The organism is Sphingobium sp. Cam5-1, from assembly GCF_015693305.1.
Lineage (GTDB): Bacteria > Pseudomonadota > Alphaproteobacteria > Sphingomonadales > Sphingomonadaceae > Sphingobium.
This window is the reverse complement of record NZ_CP065138.1, coordinates 1,477,414-1,497,236: the sequence shown is the minus strand read 5'-3', so window position 1 is coordinate 1,497,236 and position 19,823 is coordinate 1,477,414. Positions and strand designations below refer to the sequence as shown.

Genomic DNA, 19,823 nt, shown 5'->3' with positions numbered 1-19,823 from the left:
CGTGCCTAAGTTGGGAGTTTGCCATGCTGGCTGTGAATATGCCGATCCTGGTTCTCACCACGGGCGGGACGATCGACAAAATCTATTTCGATGCCTTGTCGGATTATAAGGTCGGCGAAAGCGTCGTCGCGAAACTGTTGCAAATAGGCGGGGTGAAGCGCCCCTTTCGCATAGAAGAGGTGACGCGCAAGGATAGTCTGGAGCTGGACGACACCGACCGGGCGCTGATCCGCGAGCGGGTTCTCTCAGCGGCGGAAAGCCATATTGTCATCACCCATGGCACGGATACCATGACGGACACGGCCAAGGCGCTTGAGGATGTAACGGGCAAGACGATCGTCCTGGTCGGCGCTCTAGCCCCGGCGCGCTTCGGCGAGAGCGACGCCAGCTTCAACCTCGGCATGGCATTCGCGACGGCCCAGATTGCCGATCCTGGTATCTACATCAGCATGAGCGGATCGGTGTTTCGGGCGGATCAGGTCGTCAAGGATCGCGCGAAAGGCGCGTTCGTTCCGCGATAGGCGTCGGCATCCGCATCGCTTTGCGATGTCTTCTGCCAGTCCGGTGTTGGTTCCGTGGTTCGAGCAGCGGCGGCAGAGCCTTTGGTTTTTAACGCGGAGGATTGCTGCGGACGCTTGCCGCATCAGGCGTGACTGGCGCTGTAATGAAGCCGTTGTTTTGCCTTTATATTTAACATCATCTCCGCGTGAATATCATTCGCGCAGAGCCCGCAGAGCCCGCAGAGCCCGCAGAGCCCGCAGAGCCCGCAAAGGCTCAGAGCGCGCGCGGGAATGCACATTTTCTCTGCGCCTTCTGCGGCCTCTGCGCGAGAAATAGACGTCGTCGCGCCGACTGAGGGTGATGCAGGAACCGCCTCCGCCATTGCGCATTATTCGTGCGGGTGGCGTAACGGTGAGGAGGACATTCATGGCCGATTATCAGGAGCGTCCAGCGACAACGACTACGATAGTTGAACGGCGCGGCGGTGGCGGCACGGCAATAGCGGTGCTGCTGCTGGTAGTGGTGGTGGCGATTGCCGCCTTTTTCCTGATTAGCAGCCAGACGCGCAAGGACAGCGCGGTCGAGAGCGCTGCCACGCAGGTCGGCCAAGCCGCGAGCGATGTGGGAAGTGCCGCCAAGGATGCAGCCGACAGCGCGAAGGGTGAATAAGCAGGAACGGCTTTCGCAAAAGCCGTCGCCCGGACGTGACAGGCATAAAAAAGGGCGCTCCCGATCGGAGCGCCCTTTCTAAATCCATTCACCTGCCGTTGTCGGCTCGGTTGAATTCAGATCAGCCTTCCACCTTGGCATATTTCGGTGCGGCTTCATTCAGAATGCGCAGGATTTTCTTGAGAGCGCTGGGCTCATCCGTTTCTTCCATTGCGGCGAGTTCGCGAGCGAGACGGCTGGACGCGGCTTCGAAAATCTGCCGTTCGGAATAGCTCTGCTCAGGCTGATCGTCGGCGCGGAACAGGTCGCGGGTCACTTCTGCGATCGACACCAGGTCGCCCGAATTGATCTTCGCTTCATATTCCTGCGCGCGGCGCGACCACATGGTGCGCTTGACCTTCGGCTTGCCCTTCAGCGTTTCGATGGCCTCTTCCAGGGTTTTGTTCGACGACAGCTTGCGCATGCCGACGCCTTCGGCCTTGTTGGTCGGGACGCGGAGCGTCATGCGCTCCTTTTCGAACCGGAGCACGTAAAGCTCCAATTCCATGCCCGCGATCTGCTCCTTTTGCAGCTCGACCACCCGGCCAACACCGTGCTTGGGGTAAACAACATAATCACCAACGTCAAAGGACAGCGCCTTGGCAGCCATTTGAAACCTTTCTAATTCTACCGGAGACGGATATCGCCGCGTCACAGATGCGCAGAGTAGCACAAGCCGAGGATTAAACGGCGCCACCGTCAGGACATGAGCAAATACTCCAGGACGGAATGCGACCGTTTCCGCCTCTTGACCCTTATTTAGCAGATTCGTAACAAAATTGCCACCCCCAGACGCAAAATCCGGGAGTGAGCCTCATGCCGAAACGCTAGGGGTAGTTCGTCAGAGACGATCTGGCATCAATATGATGATTGGAAACGATGGACCTTCAGCGTCTGGACACGCCGTCCCGCTCGCCGAAGCGTCCGATCAGCTGCCAGAGCCGGGCTCGGGCGAGAAGAACTTCTCCAGCTTGTTCTCGACGCCCTTCATTTCATCAGCGTCGGCAGGGGCGTCGCCCTTAACGGTGATGTTGGGCCATTCAGCCGAGAATTTGGTGTTGAGTTCCAGCCACTTTTCCAAACCATTTTCCGTATCGGGCAGAATGGCTTCGGCAGGGCATTCAGGTTCGCACACGCCGCAATCGATGCATTCGTTGGGATTGATGACCAGCATGTTCTCGCCCTCGTAGAAACAATCGACGGGGCAGACCTCGACGCAATCCATATATTTGCAGCGGATGCAGTTGTCGGTCACGACATAGGTCATGGATCAGCACTCTATAGGGGTTCGACAGCGGCGGCCCTGCTATGCCCGGCGCGCGCGAAGGTCAATGAGGATATTTTTGTCTCCCTAATCGCCCAGCTTCAGTTCCTCATAACAGGTCTGAGCTTCTGGCGCCGGTCCCCTGCGTCCCGGAAGCTCCACGACACGGACCACGCGCACCCCGCTGGGGTGGGGAAATGTGATGAGATCGCCCGCGCGCACGGGCGAATGGGCGCGCTCGATGCGGCGGCCATTCAGGCGGATATGACCCTCTTCGGCCAATTTCTGCGCCACCGACCGGCTTTTGGCTAGCCGGGCGAACCACAGGAATTTGTCGATGCGCAGGCTCGGTCCATGATTGCCGAGGGGCGCGGCTTCAGCCATTGCGGCCAAGAAGCTCCGCCAGGCCCGCAAAGGCATTGTTGCTCGCTGGCGCCGCCGCGCCAGTCGAAGCGGGGCGGGAAGGCGCGCCACGCGCAGGTGCGCTACGCCGGTTAGGGCCACGGCCGTGCTGCTGATCCGGCCGCGCCTTCTGTCGGCCACGAAATGTCCAGTTGGCGCCGCCTTCGGCAGCTGCCTCGACGGGGCGGAACCCAGCCAGGCGCATCAATTGCAGGAAAGCGGGTTCGTTAAGGCCTAGCGAGACGATCTGCGGGCTTTGGGCGGTGAAGGCCTCGCCCTTCGCGATCGCTTCATGGGCGGCGCGGGCCATGCGTTCCGCCATGTCGATTCGCAGCATCTGATCGTCGAAGCCGCGGAAGCCAGCGATGCGGGCACCCATCTGGTCCGCCTTTTCACCCGTCGGGATAAGCGTCAGGCCGGGCAGGGGCAAAGGAAGGCATGGTTTGGCGATGCGTGCCGCCAGCAGCGCCGCGCGCCATCGCGCCGCTCCGGGTTTCAGAAGGCCCGGATGATAGATGTCGAGCACCCCGATATCGATGCCCGCACGACGCAGAAGGTGACGCTGGTCCTTGTCGAGGTGGTTAAGCGCCGAATCGAGATCGATCCTTGTCATCACGCCGCCAGCATCGGCCAGTTGGGCGAACACCGCCCGCACCACCGCAGGAACCGCCGGATCGGCCGCGCTGGCCGCCATCTTCACGAGGGGCAGGAGATGCTTTTCCTTTTGCGCCTCCACCCAGCTTGTGAGGCGCGCGAGCACCTGCTTCTGCACATCCTGGCCAAGCGCCAGAAGGCCGCGATCAAGCCGGATTTCCGGCGCCAGCAGCGACGGGCCGACAAGCAGAGCCGCCACGGCATTGCCCTGCCAACCGATACCCGGCGCCTGTCCCGGCTCGTCCATCAGCACGAAATCAGTGTCGGGCGCGCCCAGCAATTCGTCAGCCTTCACTCGTAATATCCTTCCAAGACGGCGTTCCGCCGCCGCCAGCAGCATCTTTCTGTCCTGATGCCGCGTAGCCGGATCGACCGAGAAACGAAATCCGTCAAGTCGCCCGATCGTCTCACCATCGACGCAGACCGTCCCGTCCTGCTCCACATCGACAGGCAGATTGCTGGCGTCCTGCCCCATGTCGCGCAACAGTACAGCGGTGCGGCGATCGACAAAACGCTGCGTCAGCGCGCTATGCAGGGCGTCGGAAAGCCTTTCCTCCAGAGCGCGCGTCCGCTCTGCCATCTCCGCCGGATGCGCCAGCCAGTCAGGGCGGTGGGCGATATAGGACCAGGTGCGCGCGGCCGCGATCCGCCCCGACAGCGTATCGATGTCGCCCTGCAACGAATCGAGCCGCGCGAGTTGCTGGGCGAACCAGTCGCGCGGAATGTGGCCCTGATCCTCGGACAGGAACCGCCAGATACGGCCCACGGTGCGCGCATGATGTTCCGCGCCCAGCTTCTGAAAATCGGGAAGGCCACATGCGGCCCACAACCTTTCGACGGCCTTCTTCCCCTTAACCCGGTCGATGACCAGCGGGTCGTCGGACAGCCGCCGCAGCACCGCCAGGTCCACCGCTTCGGGCGCCGCGCGCAATTCGTCACGGTCGGGCCGCGTCTCCAGCTCCATGATGAGTCGGCCGATGCTGTCCATGCGTGGCTGCCCTTCGCGCCAGAAGAGCTGCTCGACGGGAGGGAAGCGATGCGCTTCGATCGCCTCTATCTCTTCGGGCGTGAAGGCCGCGTCACCTTCTTCATGGCCAAGGCTGCCGAAGGTCCCGTCCTTATGATGCCGCCCGGCTCGACCCGCGATCTGGGCCATTTCCGATACGGTCAGCCGCCGCGTCCGCCGCCCGTCGAACTTGCGCAACGAAGCGAAGGCGACATGCGCCACGTCGAGATTAAGTCCCATGCCGATCGCATCGGTCGCGACCAGATAATCGACCTCGCCGTTCAGGAACATCTGCACCTGAGCATTGCGGGTGCGGGGCGACAGCGCCCCCATCACGACGGCAGCGCCGCCACGAAAACGCCGCAGCATTTCCGCCACGGCATAGACTTCCTCGGCCGAGAAAGCGACGACGGCCGATCGCTTCGGCAGCCGCGACAGCTTCTTCGCCCCGCCATAGGACAGCGTGGAAAAGCGCGGGCGGCTGACAATCTCCACATCCGGCACCAGTGCTCTCACCACCCGGCCGATGCTGGCGGACCCCAGGATCATCGTTTCTTCCCGGCCACGCGCCCGCAGCAGTCGGTCGGTAAAGATGTGCCCACGCTCAGGATCGGAGCCCAGTTGCGCCTCGTCCAATGCAACAAAGGCGTAGTCGCCCTCCAAGGGCATCGATTCGGCCGTGCAGAGATAGTAAAGCGCACCCGGAGGGACGATCTTCTCTTCCCCCGTGATCAGCGCGACCTGACCCGGACCTTTGATGGCGACAACCCGATCGTACACTTCGCGCGCCAGCAATCGGAGCGGAAAGCCCATCATCCCGCTGGAATGACCGCACATGCGCTCGACAGCCAAATGCGTCTTGCCGGTATTGGTAGGACCCAGCACGGCTGTGACGGGCGATCGGGCGAATGGAGCCATGATCCTCTCTATGTCGGGGATGAGGGCGGCGAGAGCAAGGGGAAGGGCGCGATTCTCCTTTGAGCTATGCAGCTTGCGTTGTTCAACGGCTGAAGGGCACGTTTCGTCGCGTGAACAAGGTTAAAAAATCCGTCTTTATTTGACTTTAACCCTATGCGTTCACAACAATGCCCATGAACGCGCGGCGGGGGTCGGGCGAAATTTCAGCCCTTGGGGGGGCTTTTTCAAGTGTTTCACGGTAGCCAGTTCAGTCCTCAGCAGGGGGGCGCATCCGCTTCTCTTTGGGTGACTGACGCCATCGGCAAGGGGCCGTTTACGACCGCCGATGCGCGTGACTGGCGCACCCGCCTGCGGGACTGGGCTGATGAGGTCGAACTGGTCCCCGATCTTGGCCAGCGAGTGGGCAGCCGTACATGGTTTCGCGGGCTTGCTACCTGCTTTGGGCTTTGCGCATCGGCGCTTTACCTCTCTCCTGGTTTTCAACCTCTGCCCGGCGAACCGGAGCCGCTGCTCGCTCAGCCGCAGTTCGAGGAAGTGCGCAGCCAGATGATCACGCCGCTCGCCATGGGCGCGGACAGCGGACGGCGCATGGGGCCGACCGATGCCGTCCAGCCTCTGCGCGAAACGCCCGAACGTCCGCAGATCGAATTGCGCGCGCAGATAGGTGGAAGTGATTCGCTTGGCCGGGCCTTGGCGAGGGCAGGGGTCAGCAATGCGGACGCCGCTCAGGTCATGGCGCTCGCCAGCGGTGACATAGCCAAGGGCCTGAAGCCGGGCACGCCGCTCGGCATCGTGCTTGGCCGCCGGGCCAGCCGCGACATGCCCCGGCCGCTCGACCATCTCGCCTTCCGCGCCCGGCTCGACCTCGCGCTGGAGATCAATCGCGTGGGCGGGCAGCTGCAAGTGAAGCGCACGCCTATCCATGTCGATGACACGCCATTGCGCATTCAGGGCGTGATCGGCGACAGCATCTATCAATCCGCGCGCGCGGCTGGCGCACCGCCCAAGGCGATCCAGAGCTTCCTGCGTGTCATTGCGCAGCAAGTCGATCTGGGGTCGATCCACAGCGGAGATCGTTACGACATCATCACCGAATATCGCCGGGCGGCAACCGGGGATGTCGAAGTAGGCGACCTGTTGTTCGCTGGCCTGCACCGCGCCAGCGGCCGGGGCATCGACATGCTCAAATGGACTACCGATGGCCGCAGCCAATGGTTCGAGGCATCCGGCGTCGGGGAACGGCGCGGCGTGCTGTCCGCGCCGGTGCAGGGCCGCATGTCCTCTGGCTTTGGCATGCGCCGCCATCCAATTCTCGGTTACACCCGCATGCATGCGGGGATCGACTTTGCCGCCGCCTATGGCTCGCCCATCTATGCGGCGACCGATGGCGTGGTGTCCTATTCGGGACGGCATGGCGGTCATGGCAATTATGTCCGGCTAGAGCATGGCAACGGCCTTGCCACGGGCTATGCCCATATGAGCCGCATCGCCGCACGCTATGGACAGCGCGTCCGTCAGGGGCAGGTGATCGGCTATGTCGGTTCAAGCGGCCTTTCGACTGGCCCGCATCTCCATTACGAACTGTACCGCAGCGGCCGAACGGTGAACCCGCTTTCTGTCAAATTCACCACGACGGCTCAGCTTGCCGGGGGAGAATTGGCGGCTTTCCGGAACCGGCTGAGGCAGTTGAAGAGCTTGCGCGTCGGCGTGCCGGTGACCATCGCGCAGAACAAGCCACAGGCTGCGGCGCCCACCCTGTAGAGCATTTAGCCGCTTCCCGTAATTGGGCCGCTTCGCTAACCCGCCTCCATGACCAAAATCACCGCCCTGCTGCTTGCCGGATCGCGCCCCGGTTCCGATCCTCTGGCGCAGGCAGCCGGGGTCGCGGTCAAGCCTCTCGCGCCGGTAGGGGGCGAGCCGATGATCAATTACCCCGCGCGGGCGCTGCTTGCGCATCCATCGGTCGGACAAGTCGTCATTCTCACCCAGACGCCGGAGCTATATCGCGCCGATCCCGCCACAGCCTGGCTCGGCGAAGACCCGCGCGTCCGCTTCGAACAGAGCGGAAGTGGCATAGCGTCCACATTGCTGGGCCTCCTGGAACGGCCAGACCTCCCTTTTCCGTTGCTCGTCACCACGGCGGATCATGTTCTGCTCGACGCCGCCATGCTCGACCAATTTGTGGCCGAGGCAGAAGGGGCCGACATTGCGGTGGCGATGGTCGAACGATCGACCTTGCTTGCCCGCTATCCCTCGTCGCGGCGGACCTGGCTAAAATTCAGGGACGGCTGGTGGTCCGGCGCCAACCTCTTCTGGTTCGGCAGTGTGAAGGCGCGCGCCGTCATCGCCCTCTGGAAAGAGGTGGAGCAGGACCGCAAAAAGGGTTGGAAGATATTGGCCGCATTCGGGCCGATCGCCTTGCTCGGTGCCGTACTGCGCCTCTCAACACTGCGCGGCGGCATAGCGCGCATCGGCCGCCGCTTTGGCCTCGTCGCCCGACTGGTGCCCATGCGCAAGGCGGAAGCCTGCATCGACGCGGATAAGGTTGAGGATGTCGTGCTGATCGAACAGATATTGAACGGCGACGCGTAAAGCTTCGCTCTGCAAATCTGCACCACATCGAACACCGTTCGCCCTGAGCCTGTCGAAGGGCTCTACTTTTTCAGAGAGGAAGGACAAGGCTTCGACGAGCTCAGCCCGAACGGGTCGAGCGATCCAGATGAACCACTGTCTGCTCTAACCACTAAAACTCGCTTCATGCTTTTGCTGCTTTGATGGGTAGCAAATGGCGGAACGAGGCGCTAAGGGCCTCTGGCGCGCGCTCCCATATAATTATCGGCGCGGACGGAGGACATCTTAAACCATGGCCGAATTCACCCTGCCCAAGAACAGCAAGATTTCCGGTAAGGGCGTGACCCACAAGGCTCCCGACGGCGCAAGCAACGTCAAGAGCTTCAAGGTCTATCGCTACGATCCCGACTCGGGTCAGAATCCGCGCTATGACACGTTCGAGATTGACCTCGACAATTGCGGTCCGATGGTTCTCGACGCGCTGCTGAAGATCAAGAATGAATATGATCCGACGCTGACCTTCCGCCGTTCGTGCCGCGAAGGCATTTGCGGTTCCTGTTCGATGAACATGAACGGCACGAACGGCCTCGCCTGCACCACCTCGATCGAGGAGTGCGCGGGCAAGGAAGTGCGCATCACGCCGCTGCCGCACATGGATGTGATCAAGGATCTCGTCCCCGATTTCACGCATTTCTATGCGCAGTACAATTCGATCAAGCCGTGGCTGCAAACCGTCAGTCCCGCGCCCAGCGGCAAGGAGCGGCTCCAGTCGCCCGCAGACCGTGAAAAGCTGGATGGGCTCTATGAGTGCATCCTGTGCGCCTGCTGCTCGACCAGCTGCCCAAGCTACTGGTGGAACTCCGACAAGTTCCTTGGTCCCGCCATCCTGCTTCAGGCCTATCGCTGGCTGGCTGACAGCCGTGACGAATATACTGGCGAGCGTCTCGATGAGCTGGAAGATCCCTTCCGCCTCTATCGCTGCCACACCATCATGAACTGCGCGAATGTCTGCCCCAAGGGTCTCAGCCCTGCCAAGGCCATCGCGGAGACCAAGAAAATGATGGTCGAACGGCAGCTTTAATCCAGTGAGCAATGATGCTGGCCCTGTAAGCCTGGTGCTGGAAGGCCCTTGGGCTGACTGGCTGCGCTGGAATGATCCGGTTCCGGAGACATTCCTCGGCACATCGGTCGGCCCCAGCTATTCGCAAGGTGACGGTGATCGCCGTGCCACTGTGATGCTGGAAACTCGCCAGTCGCACGCCAATCGGAATGGCGCGCTGCATGGCGGCTTTCTCGCGGCCTTTGCCGACCATGCCTATTTTGCGGCGCTGGCCGCCATGGGGCGTCCAGAGCAGGCGGCTGCCGTCACTGTTGATCTTTCCATGCAATATTGTGGCTCCGGTAAAGTCGGCCAGCCGCTGCGCGCCGATGTTGAGGTGTTGCAGGAAACCGGGCGCTTATTCTTCATGCGGCTGACCCTGCATCAGGATGACGGGCTGGTCGCTTCCTCGACAGCCACCGTGCGTAAGGTGCCGGTCCCCAAATGAGCAGCGTTATCGAGCGTTATCGCGCGCTCGTCGCGGCCGGGGAATTGCGTCCTGATCCGGATCAGCAGGCCGCCGCAACACGGCTGAACGCGCTTCAGCAGGAATTGGAAGCGGCTCCCCCTCGCGGATCGACCTTGTGGAAATTGCTGCGAAAGGCGCCTGAGCCGCCACGCGGTCTCTACATGTGGGGTGGCGTCGGCCGGGGCAAGTCGATGCTGATGGACCTGTTCTTTGACACCGTGCAGGTCAAGCGCAAGAAGCGCGCCCATTTCCACGAATTCATGCTCGACGTGCATGCACGGCTTGCCGAGGTTCGCAAGGCGGAAAAGGGCGATCCCATCCCTCCGGTCGTGGACTCGCTCGCCGAAGAGGCGCGGCTGCTCTGCTTTGACGAGATGGTCGTGAATAATATGGCGGACGCGGCGATCATGTCGCGCTTGTTCACTGGTCTACTGGACAAGCGCGTAACAGTCGTCACGACCTCCAACAGAGCGCCGGATGAACTTTATAAGGACGGCCTCAATCGTCAGCTTTTCCTGCCGTTCATCGACCTCATCAAGGATCGGCTGGACGTCCTGACCCTCGATGGACCGATCGACTACCGGCTGGACCGTTTGGGCGACGCGCAGCTTTGGCATTCGCCCAACGGGCCAGCGGCGACCAAGGCGCTTTCCGAGGCGTTCTTCCGCCTTACCGACTATCCGGTGGAGGATCGGGCAAAGGTTCCTGTGGAGGACTTAAAGGTGCAGGGTGGGCGCACCTTGCATGTGCCAAAGAGCCTGAAGGGCGTGGCGGTTTTTTCCTTCAAGCGCCTGTGCGCTGAGGCGCGCGGCGCGCCGGATTATTTGGCGATTGCGCGGCACTTTCATACTGTCATCCTCGTCGGCATCCCGGTGCTGGGGCCTGAGAACCGCAACGAAGCCGCCCGCTTTGTGACGCTGATCGACGCCTTGTACGAATATAAGGTCAAGCTGCTCGCATCGGCCGATGCGGAGCCCGCCCAGCTTTATCCTCGCGGCGATGGCGCGTTCGAATTCGAACGCACGGTTTCGCGCCTGATGGAAATGCAGTCGGACGACTATCTCGCCCTCGGGCACGGCCCCAAATAGCGTTTCGGCGCGGCGGCGCCCTCATTCAACACATTGTAAATGGCCCGGAGGCCTCCTTGTGAAAGGAAGCGTCCGGCAGGTGGCCGCTGCGGGACAAGTCAGCGCCAGGGTAGAAGCGCGTAACGAACAGGGGCGAAAAGGCTATTAATGCAACTGCGAATGAATTGCAAAGATAAATCTCCCGAACCCCGTTTAGTTGGTTGAATCATTAATGAGATCGGCTTAAGCGGGCGGGCAATCCCAATTTCCGTGCTTGGAGGATGATTGCATATGGCCCGTAAGAAGATCGCGCTGATCGGCGCTGGCAATATCGGTGGTACGCTTGCGCATCTCGCCGCTCTCAAGGGCCTGGGCGACATCGTCCTCTTCGACGTGGTCGAAGGCGTTCCTCAGGGCAAGGCGCTTGACCTGTCGCAGTGCGGCCCGGTCGAAGGTTTCGACTCGAAGATCATCGGCACGAACGACTATGCCGACATCAAGGACGCCGACGTCATCATCGTTACCGCCGGTGTCGCCCGCAAGCCGGGCATGAGCCGCGACGATCTTCTGGGCATCAACCTCAAGGTCATGAAGTCGGTGGGCGAGGGCATCAAGAACAACGCCCCCAACGCATTCGTCATCTGCATCACCAACCCGCTCGACGCGATGGTGTGGGCGCTGCGCGAATTCTCCGGCCTGCCGCACAACAAGGTCGTCGGCATGGCGGGCGTTCTCGACTCCGCACGCTTCAGCCACTTCCTGGCCGAAGAATTCCAGGTGTCGGTGAAGGACGTGACCAGCTTCGTTCTCGGCGGCCATGGCGACACGATGGTTCCGGTCGTCGAATATTCGACCGTCGCCGGCATCCCCATCCCCGACCTCATCAAGCAGGGTCGTTCCACCAAGGAGCGCATCGACGCCATCGTTCAGCGCACCCGCTCGGGCGGTGGTGAGATCGTCGGCCTGCTCAAGACTGGTTCCGCTTTCTACGCGCCCGCCACCAGCGGCATCGCCATGGCTGAAGCCTATCTGTTCGATCAGAAGCGCCTGCTGCCCTGCGCGGCGAACCTGACCGGCCAGTATGGCGTCGACAACCTCTATGTCGGCGTGCCCGTGATCATCGGCAAGGATGGTGTCGAGCAGGTGATCGAGATCGAGTTGGACGACGAGGCCAAGGCGAACCTTCAGGTGTCGGTGGACGCGGTCAAGGAACTGCTGGAAGCCTGCAAGGGCATCGACCCTTCGCTCGCCTGAACTGACAAGCTGCACCGACATGCCCCAGGTGAGTGAGCAGCCTGGGGTGTGCCGCCTTCACCTGAAGTGCCACCTCCACAGAATGTAAAGGGACTGACATGTCCATTCTGGTGAACAAGAACACCAAGGTCATTACGCAGGGTATGACCGGCGCTACCGGCACCTTCCACACCGAGCAGGCGCTGGCCTATGGCACGCAAATGGTCGGCGGCGTTACGCCGGGCAAGGGTGGCACGACCCATATCGGCCTTCCCATGTTCGACACGGTTGCCGAAGCCAAGTCGAAGACTGGCGCCGATGCTTCGGTCATTTATGTGCCGCCGCCGTTCGCAGCCGATTCGATCCTGGAAGCGATCGATGCGGAAATCCCGCTGATCGTCTGCATCACGGAAGGTATTCCGGTGCTGGACATGGTCCGCGTGAAGCGTGCCCTGTCGGGTTCGAAGTCGCGTCTGATCGGTCCGAACTGCCCCGGCGTCCTGACCCCCAATGAATGCAAGATCGGCATCATGCCCGGTTCGATCTTCTCCAAGGGTTCGGTCGGCGTCGTATCGCGTTCCGGCACGCTGACCTATGAAGCCGTGTTCCAGACCACCAATGCGGGCTTGGGCCAGACCACGGCAGTCGGCATCGGTGGCGATCCGGTCAACGGCACCAACTTCATCGATGTGCTGGAGCTGTTCCTGGCCGACGACGCGACCGAATCGATCATCATGATCGGCGAAATCGGCGGCGACGCGGAAGAGCAAGCCGCTCAGTTCCTGATCGACGAAGCCAAGAAGGGGCGCAAGAAGCCGATGGCTGGCTTCATCGCGGGCCGTACGGCACCTCCGGGCCGCCGCATGGGCCATGCCGGTGCGATCGTGTCGGGCGGCAAGGGCGACGCGGAAAGCAAGATCGCGGCGATGGAAGCGGCTGGCATCAAGGTCGCGGCCAGCCCGTCCGAGCTGGGCTCGACGCTCGTCGAAGTGCTCAAGCGCTAAATCAAAGCAGGCAAGGCGGCCGGGCTGCACCCCGGCCGCTTGTTACCCCGCTCCGCGACTGCACGCGGTCGGCATGGGACGCATGAGATGGGTTACGAAAACCAGGATTTTGAGACTGAGCGCGGACCTAGCTGGGTCCGTTCCAACTGGCCGCTGACGGACACCGATGATCTGACGGGCGCTCTCGACCCGACGCAGATGCAGGTGGCGGTGAAGGCTGCCGCCAAGGCTTCTGGCAAGGCGGTTTCGGATGCTGACGCGGCTGGCGCTGCCGATGACGCCATCCGGGCGCAGCTGCTGATCCGTACCTATCGCGTGCGCGGGCATCTGGCGGCCAATCTCGATCCTCTGGGGCTTACCCAGCGTGACCTCCCGGCTGACCTGACGCCGGAATATCATGGCCTGACCGATCTTGATAAGAAGATCTATCTGGGCGGCACGCTCGGCCTGCAATATGCGACCGTCAGCGAGATCGTGGCGATCCTGCGCGCGAATTATTGCGGCAATGTCGGCCTGGAATATATGCACATCGCCGACGTGGAAGAGCGTCGCTTCCTTCAGGACCGGCTGGAAGGCAAGGACAAGGAAATCCACTTCACGCCCGAGGGCAAGAAGGCGATCCTGTCCAAGGTGATCCAGGGCGAGCAGTACGAAAAATTCCTCGGCCGCAAATATGTCGGCACCAAGCGCTTCGGTCTGGATGGTGGCGAGTCCATGATCCCCGCGCTCGAAGCCATCATCAAACATGGCGGTGCGCTGGGCGTGCGCGAGATCGTTTACGGCATGGCCCATCGCGGCCGCCTGAACGTCCTCGCCAATGTGATGGCCAAGGGCTTTCGCGTCATCTTCCACGAATTTTCGGGCGGCACCGCCAACCCCGAGGATGTCGGCGGTTCGGGTGACGTGAAATATCATCTCGGCACCTCCACCGACCGCGAATTTGACGGCATCAAGGTGCATATGTCGCTGGTGCCCAACCCTTCGCACCTCGAAACCGTAGATCCAGTGGTTCTGGGGAAGGTCCGCGCGCAGCAGACCTTCCGCGATGACCTGGAAAAGCATGAGCAGGTGCTGCCTGTGCTGATCCACGGCGACGCGGCCTTCGCTGGGCAGGGCATTGTCTGGGAATGTCTCGGCTTTTCCGGCGTGTCGGGCTATAATACTGGCGGCTGCATCCATTTCATCGTTAACAACCAGATCGGCTTCACGACGAGCCCGCAATTCTCGCGCGGTTCGCCCTATCCGAGCGACGTGGCAAAGGGCGTTCAGGCGCCGATCCTGCACGTCAATGGCGACGATCCTGAGGCGGTGACCTTTGCGTGCAAGCTGGCGATCGAATATCGTCAGACCTTCCATCGCGACATCGTGATCGACATGTGGTGCTATCGCCGCTTCGGCCACAATGAGGGTGATGAACCTAGCTTTACGCAGCCGCAGATGTACGCGAAGATTCGCCAGCATCCTCCGGTCAGCGATGTGTATTCGGCGCGGCTGAAGGCGGAAGGCGTGGTTGACGATGATTTCGTCAACAAGGTGACGGGCGACTTCGTCAATCATCTGGAAGAAGAGTTTGAGGCGGCCAAGAGCTACAAGGCCAATAAGGCCGACTGGTTCGCCGGTCGCTGGTCGGGCTTGCACAAGCCTGCCGACGCGGAAACGTCGCGTCAGAATGTCGAAAGCGCGATCAGTCAGAAGCTGTTCGACAGCCTGGGCAAGACGCTAAGCACGGTTCCGGAAGGTCTGAACGTCCACAAGACGCTCAAACGCGTGATCGACGCCAAGGCGGAAATGTTCAAGTCGGGCCAGAATTTCGACTGGGCCACTGGTGAGGCGCTCGCTTTCGGATCGCTCCTATCGGAAGGCTATGGCGTCCGCTTGTCGGGTCAGGATTCAGGACGCGGCACGTTTAGTCAGCGTCACGCGGTCTGGGTCGATCAGGATAGCGAGCGGAAATATATCCCGCTTTCGACCGTGCCGCATGGCCGGTTCGAGGTGCTGGATTCGCCGCTTTCCGAATATGGCGTGCTTGGCTTTGAATATGGCTTTGCGCTGGCGGATCCGAAGAGCCTCGTGCTGTGGGAAGCGCAGTTCGGCGACTTTGCCAACGGCGCTCAGATCGTGTTCGACCAGTATATCGCCTCGTCCGAGACGAAGTGGCTGCGTTCGAACGGTCTCGTTTGCCTGCTGCCTCACGGCTATGAGGGGCAGGGGCCAGAGCATAGCTCGGCGCGTCTGGAACGCTTCCTTCAGCTATGTGCGGAAGGAAATATTCAGGTCGCCAACATCACGACGCCGGCCAATTATTTCCATGTCCTGCGTCGTCAGATGCTGCGCTCCTTCCGTAAGCCGCTTATCGTCATGGCGCCCAAGTCGCTGCTGCGACACAAGCTGGCGGTGAGCAAGGCCGAGGACTTCCTGGGCGAGACGCACTTCAAGCGCATCTTGTCCGATCCCAATGGCGCGGCAGATGCCGACACCCGGCGTCTGGTCCTGTGTTCCGGCAAGGTCTTCTACGACCTGCTCGAGGCGCGCGACGCGGCGGGTGACAAGGATGTTCAGATCGTTCGTATCGAGCAGATCTATCCTTTCGCCACCGAAGCGTTGGCCACGCGCATCAAGCGCATGACCAACCTGGAAGAGGTGGTCTGGTGCCAGGAAGAGCCGCGCAACAATGGCGCATGGTTCTTCGTCGAACCTTATGTCGAGGAAGCGCTGGGCCTTGCTGGCAAAGCGCCGATGCGTGCGCGATACGCGGGCCGCAAGGCTGCTGCTTCGCCTGCGACGGGCCTCGCCAAGCGCCATGTCGCCGAACAAGGCGCCCTTGTAGCCGATGCGCTGGGTCACAGCGTTCGTGAAGAAATCCGCCGCCAGAAGAAAGGCTGACACAGCTCATGGCAACTGAAGTCAAAGTCCCTACGCTGGGCGAATCCGTTACCGAAGCGACCGTTGGCCAGTGGCTGAAGAAGCCCGGCGAGGCGGTGAAGGCCGATGAGCCGATCGTCAGCCTGGAAACCGACAAGGTGGCGGTGGACGTGCCCGCACCGGTCGCGGGAACCCTGGGCGACATCATCGCCAAGGAAGGCGACACGGTGAATGTCGGCGCACTGCTGGCGATGATCAACGAGGGCGCCGCTGCTGCTGCTGCGCCTGCGTCCACACCGGCTCCCGCCCCGGCTGCAAAAGCAGAGGCTGCAACGCCAGCTCCGGTAGCTTCGTCACCGGCTGATGAGGAGGAGGGCGGCAACCTGACGCTGTCTCCTGCCGTTCGCCGCCTTGTTCTGGAGCATGGGCTGGACCCGAGCAAGATCAAGGGCACCGGCAAGGATGGCCGCCTGACGAAGGATGATGTGATGGCTGCCGTGGCTGCGGGCACGGCCAAGGCAACGGCGTCGGCACCGGCTGTTGCGCCTGTTGCCGAGGCGCCTGCTGCTGGCCCGAGCCGACGTCAGGAGCGCGTCAAGATGACGCGTCTCCGCCAGACGGTCGCCAAACGCCTGAAGGAAGCGCAGAATAACGCGGCGCTGCTCACTACCTATAATGACGTCGACATGACAAATGTCATCGAAGCGCGCGCGAAATATAAGGACCTGTTCGAGAAGAAGCATGGCGTCCGCCTGGGCTTCATGGGCTTCTTCACCAAGGCCGTCTGTATGGCGCTGCGCGACATTCCGGGCGTCAACGCGCAGATCGAAGGCGATGAGATCGTCTATAACGACTTTGCCGATATTTCGGTGGCCGTGTCGGCCCCGAACGGTCTGGTCGTGCCGGTGATCCGCAACGCTGAAAGCCTTAGCGTCGCCGAAATCGAAAAGACGATTGGCGGCTTTGGCAAGAAGGCCAAGGAAGGCACGCTGACCATGGAAGATATGAAGGGCGGAACCTTCACCATCTCCAATGGCGGCGTCTTTGGTTCGCTCCTGTCGAGCCCCATCATCAATCCGCCGCAGTCGGCTGTTCTGGGCCTGCACCGCATCGAGGACCGTCCGGTCGTCCGGGACGGCCAGATCGTCATCCGTCCGATGATGTATCTGGCGCTCAGCTACGACCATCGCCTGATCGATGGCCGTGAAGCGGTGACCTTCTTGGTCGCTGTCAAAAACGCGATCGAGGATCCGACCCGTCTGCTGATCGACCTCTAAAGATCAGCCTTTCATTCCGTTCGGGCTGAGCCTGTCGAAGCCCTGTCCTTTCTAGGGGACGAAAGAAAAAGTAATGCCCTTTGACAGGTTGGGACGAGACAAGCGGCTCGGAACAAGGGCGAACGGAGATTGAGATGGCTGACTTCGATTATGACGTCCTGGTGATCGGCGCGGGTCCGGGGGGCTATGTCGCGGCCATCCGCGCGGCTCAATTGGGTCTCAAGACTGCGTGCGCCGAGAGCCGTGAGACACTGGGCGGCACCTGTTTGAATGTCGGCTGCATTCCATCGAAGGCGCTGCTGCACGCGTCGGAGCTTTATGAGGAGGCCGCAGGCGGCGCGCTCGCAAAGCTGGGCGTTAAGATCGACAAGATGAGCCTTGATCTGGATACCATGCAAGGCCAGCGCAAGGATGCCGTGAAGGGCCTGACGGGCGGCATCGAATTCCTGTTCAAAAAGAACAAGGTCGACTGGTTGAAGGGGCGCGCGAGCTTTACCGGCGCGAATACGGTCGATGTCGCGGGCAAGGCCGTGACCGCGAAGAACATCATCATCGCGACAGGTTCCTCCGTGACGCCGCTGCCGGGCGTCGAAGTGGACAACGACAAGGGCCTGATCGTCGATTCAACCGGCGCTCTGGAACTGGACAAGGTTCCGGATCACCTCGTCGTCATCGGCGGGGGCGTCATCGGGTTGGAACTGGGTTCGGTCTGGCGCCGTCTGGGCTCGAAGGTGACGGTGGTCGAATTTCTTGACCAGATCCTGCCGGGCATGGATGGCGAGGTTCGCAAGGAAGCGAACAAGATGTTCAAGAAGCAGGGCTTTGAATATAAGCTCGGCACCAAGGTCACGGGCGCCAAGGCGCATAAGAAGGGTGTCAGCCTGACGGTTGAGCCTGCCGCAGGCGGGGCTTCGGAGACGATCGAGGCCGATGTTGTGCTGGTGTCGATCGGCCGCCGTCCCAATACCGACGGGCTGGGTCTGGACAAGATCGGCCTTGAGCTGAATGCGCGCGGGCAGATCGAAACCGATCATGACTTTGCGACCAAGGTCCCCGGTGTTTGGGCCATCGGCGATGTGATCCCCGGCCCGATGCTGGCGCACAAGGCTGAGGACGAGGGCATCGCCGTTGCGGAGAATATCGCCGGGCTGACCGGGATCGTGAACCATGCGGTGATCCCGTCGGTGGTCTATACCAAGCCTGAGATTGCAGGCGTCGGCCTTACCGAGGAAGCCGCCAAGGAGCGCGGCGCGGTCAAGGTCGGCAAGTTCCCGATGATGGCGAACAGCCGCGCCAAGACCAATCACGAGCCTGATGGCTTTGTGAAGGTGATCGCCGATGCGGAAACCGACCGGGTTCTGGGCGTGTGGATCATCGCGACTGTGGCCGGCACGATGATCGCGCAGGCGGCACAGGCGATGGAATTCGGCGCATCGAGCGAGGATATCGCCTATACCTGCCACGCGCACCCGACGCATAGCGAAGCGATCAAGGAAGCCGCAATGGCTGTCATGGGCAAGCCGATCCATATGTGATCGGCGCCTTTGGCGAAGTTGAAAGGGCCGCCGCTGTGCGGCCCTTCTGCTTTTCAGGCGCGGGCGATGCGTGGCGTGGACGCCGCCGCTATGGTTGGCGAGGATAGCGCGCGCCGGATGCAGACGCGGTTCCGGCCACGCGCCTTTGCGTCATAGAGCGCCTCGTCCGCGCGAGCGATGGTGTCGTGGATTGACGTGTCGCTACGTTGAGTGGTCGATAGGCCAAAGCTGGCTGTCAGTGGACGGTTGAGCCGCAGTTGTGTTGCCATCGTTGCGGTGAAGCCTTCGCGCAGCTTGTTCGCGATCTCCGCCGCATGTGCTGCATTGATGCCCGGTAGGAACAGGACGAATTCCTCTCCACCGAAGCGGGCCACAACCGCGCACTCCGGAGCGATTTTGGTCAAAAGGCGAGACAGCATCTTGATCACCTGGTCGCCGGATGCGTGACCATATTCGTCGTTGATGGTCTTGAAATGGTCGATGTCACAGACAATGAGACTTCCTGCGGGCAGCCCATCCGATTGCCTACGCTGTATGGCATCATCGAATCCTCGACGATTGAAGAGGCCGGATAGCGGATCGACCATGGCCTCCCGCTGATAGCGACTCAGTATGTCGATCACCTGCGTCGCAAGAGCAGCGAACGCGAGAAACAAGCCGAATATGCATGCAAGCGCTTGCATCAAAAAGGCATAGTCGCTGGTGAGGAAGTCGCCATTCTCCGACAGCGTGAGCGGGACAGTGGTGCCGCGAACGAAATTATCCAATGCGACGAGCGATGCAGCGGCGAACAACGTCCGATCGGCCCCCGTACGCAAGTGGTTCTTCGCCGCGACAAGCGGAAGTCCGATCAGGAGAAAGCAGCCAAAGTCGGAGGCGACCAGCTCGAGCGGCAGATTGTCCATCGCATAGGCGAGGATGCACAGCAGGATCGAGCCGCCCCAGATCATCAGCCGTGCCGTCAGAAGCCAGGATGGTCGCCAACGTTGCAACAGGGCCTGACCGAAAAGCAGGAACCCGGTGGCAAACAGCAGATCGGCAATAATGCTCCAGACAGGGTCTGGCATCGCGGCAAAACCGACGGGTGCCGCAAATCCCGCGGCGACGCAGAAGAAGGCCGCGCTCCACCAAGCAGCGGCCCGCACATGCCAATTACAGATGATCAGGAACGCGATGCCAAAGCTGGCCATCATGATCGGCAGGAAGAAAGCGAAATTTTCTCCCATGCTGACTGCCTTTACCTGTTGTTACCC

17 protein-coding genes are annotated in these 19,823 nt (G+C 61.5%); 12 read left to right on the top strand and 5 right to left on the bottom strand.

The annotated features are described in order from the left end of the window. The first annotated feature begins 23 nt into the window (after positions 1-23). Together IZV00_RS07545 and IZV00_RS07540 are read left to right on the top strand one after the other, a co-directional pair. The gene (locus IZV00_RS07545; RefSeq protein WP_196224096.1) at positions 24-521 is read left to right on the top strand and encodes an asparaginase domain-containing protein; all 498 of its coding nucleotides are present in this window, start codon (positions 24-26) and stop codon (positions 519-521) included. A gap of 406 nt (positions 522-927) precedes the next feature. After that, complete coding sequence (locus tag IZV00_RS07540) at positions 928-1,170, top strand: hypothetical protein (protein WP_196224095.1); 243 nt, start codon at positions 928-930, stop codon at positions 1,168-1,170. Positions 1,171-1,291: 121 nt separating this feature from the next. On the opposite strand, the gene IZV00_RS07535 is transcribed toward IZV00_RS07540, so the two are convergent. From IZV00_RS07535 to IZV00_RS07520, 4 genes are all read right to left on the bottom strand, one after another. Then, complete coding sequence (locus IZV00_RS07535) at positions 1,292-1,819, bottom strand: CarD family transcriptional regulator (RefSeq protein WP_097091261.1); 528 nt, start codon at positions 1,817-1,819, stop codon at positions 1,292-1,294. Positions 1,820-2,137: 318 nt separating this feature from the next. Further along, entirely contained in the window at positions 2,138-2,476 is a 339-nt protein-coding gene (fdxA, locus tag IZV00_RS07530; RefSeq protein ID WP_196224094.1) for a ferredoxin FdxA, read from the bottom strand. A gap of 84 nt (positions 2,477-2,560) precedes the next feature. Continuing rightward, on the bottom strand, positions 2,561-2,857 hold the full coding sequence (locus IZV00_RS07525) for an RNA-binding S4 domain-containing protein (protein ID WP_196224093.1): 297 nt from the start codon (positions 2,855-2,857) through the stop codon (positions 2,561-2,563). After that, positions 2,850-5,453, bottom strand: coding sequence for a helicase-related protein (locus tag IZV00_RS07520; RefSeq protein ID WP_196224092.1), 2,604 nt, complete (start codon positions 5,451-5,453; stop codon positions 2,850-2,852). The genes IZV00_RS07525 and IZV00_RS07520 overlap by 8 nt, the downstream gene beginning before the upstream one ends. A gap of 228 nt (positions 5,454-5,681) precedes the next feature. Here IZV00_RS07520 and IZV00_RS07515 point away from each other — a divergent pair, with 228 nt between their 5' ends. From IZV00_RS07515 to lpdA, 10 genes are all read left to right on the top strand, one after another. Beyond that, positions 5,682-7,214, top strand: a complete 1,533-nt coding sequence (locus IZV00_RS07515; protein ID WP_196224091.1) for a M23 family metallopeptidase — start codon at positions 5,682-5,684, stop codon at positions 7,212-7,214. 48 nt (positions 7,215-7,262) lie between these two features. Further along, positions 7,263-8,045 carry a nucleotidyltransferase family protein gene (locus IZV00_RS07510; RefSeq protein ID WP_196224090.1) on the top strand — a complete coding sequence of 261 codons (783 nt, stop codon included), beginning with the start codon at positions 7,263-7,265 and terminating at the stop codon, positions 8,043-8,045. Positions 8,046-8,316: 271 nt separating this feature from the next. Further along, the gene (locus tag IZV00_RS07505; RefSeq protein WP_196224089.1) at positions 8,317-9,105 is read left to right on the top strand and encodes a succinate dehydrogenase iron-sulfur subunit; all 789 of its coding nucleotides are present in this window, start codon (positions 8,317-8,319) and stop codon (positions 9,103-9,105) included. 4 nt (positions 9,106-9,109) lie between these two features. Continuing rightward, on the top strand, positions 9,110-9,571 hold the full coding sequence (locus IZV00_RS07500; protein WP_230463133.1) for a PaaI family thioesterase: 462 nt from the start codon (positions 9,110-9,112) through the stop codon (positions 9,569-9,571). Beyond that, positions 9,568-10,680 (top strand): cell division protein ZapE, encoded by a 1,113-nt coding sequence (gene zapE / locus IZV00_RS07495; protein WP_196224088.1) that lies wholly within the window; start codon positions 9,568-9,570, stop codon positions 10,678-10,680. The genes IZV00_RS07500 and zapE overlap by 4 nt, the downstream gene beginning before the upstream one ends. 270 nt (positions 10,681-10,950) lie before the next feature. Beyond that, the gene (gene mdh / locus IZV00_RS07490) at positions 10,951-11,913 is read left to right on the top strand and encodes a malate dehydrogenase (RefSeq protein ID WP_196224087.1); all 963 of its coding nucleotides are present in this window, start codon (positions 10,951-10,953) and stop codon (positions 11,911-11,913) included. A 98-nt stretch (positions 11,914-12,011) separates the two neighbouring features. After that, positions 12,012-12,896, top strand: coding sequence for a succinate--CoA ligase subunit alpha (sucD, locus tag IZV00_RS07485; protein ID WP_196224086.1), 885 nt, complete (start codon positions 12,012-12,014; stop codon positions 12,894-12,896). A gap of 87 nt (positions 12,897-12,983) precedes the next feature. After that, complete coding sequence (locus IZV00_RS07480) at positions 12,984-15,779, top strand: 2-oxoglutarate dehydrogenase E1 component (protein WP_196224085.1); 2,796 nt, start codon at positions 12,984-12,986, stop codon at positions 15,777-15,779. 8 nt (positions 15,780-15,787) lie between these two features. After that, entirely contained in the window at positions 15,788-17,035 is a 1,248-nt protein-coding gene (gene odhB, locus IZV00_RS07475; protein WP_196224084.1) for a 2-oxoglutarate dehydrogenase complex dihydrolipoyllysine-residue succinyltransferase, read from the top strand. Between the two features lie 134 nt (positions 17,036-17,169). Beyond that, positions 17,170-18,570 (top strand): dihydrolipoyl dehydrogenase, encoded by a 1,401-nt coding sequence (gene lpdA / locus IZV00_RS07470; protein ID WP_196224083.1) that lies wholly within the window; start codon positions 17,170-17,172, stop codon positions 18,568-18,570. Between the two features lie 53 nt (positions 18,571-18,623). On the opposite strand, the gene IZV00_RS07465 is transcribed toward lpdA, so the two are convergent. After that, a complete protein-coding gene (locus IZV00_RS07465) occupies positions 18,624-19,796 on the bottom strand; it encodes a GGDEF domain-containing protein (protein ID WP_196224082.1) in 1,173 nt (390 codons plus the stop codon). Between the last annotated feature and the right edge of the window lie 27 nt (positions 19,797-19,823).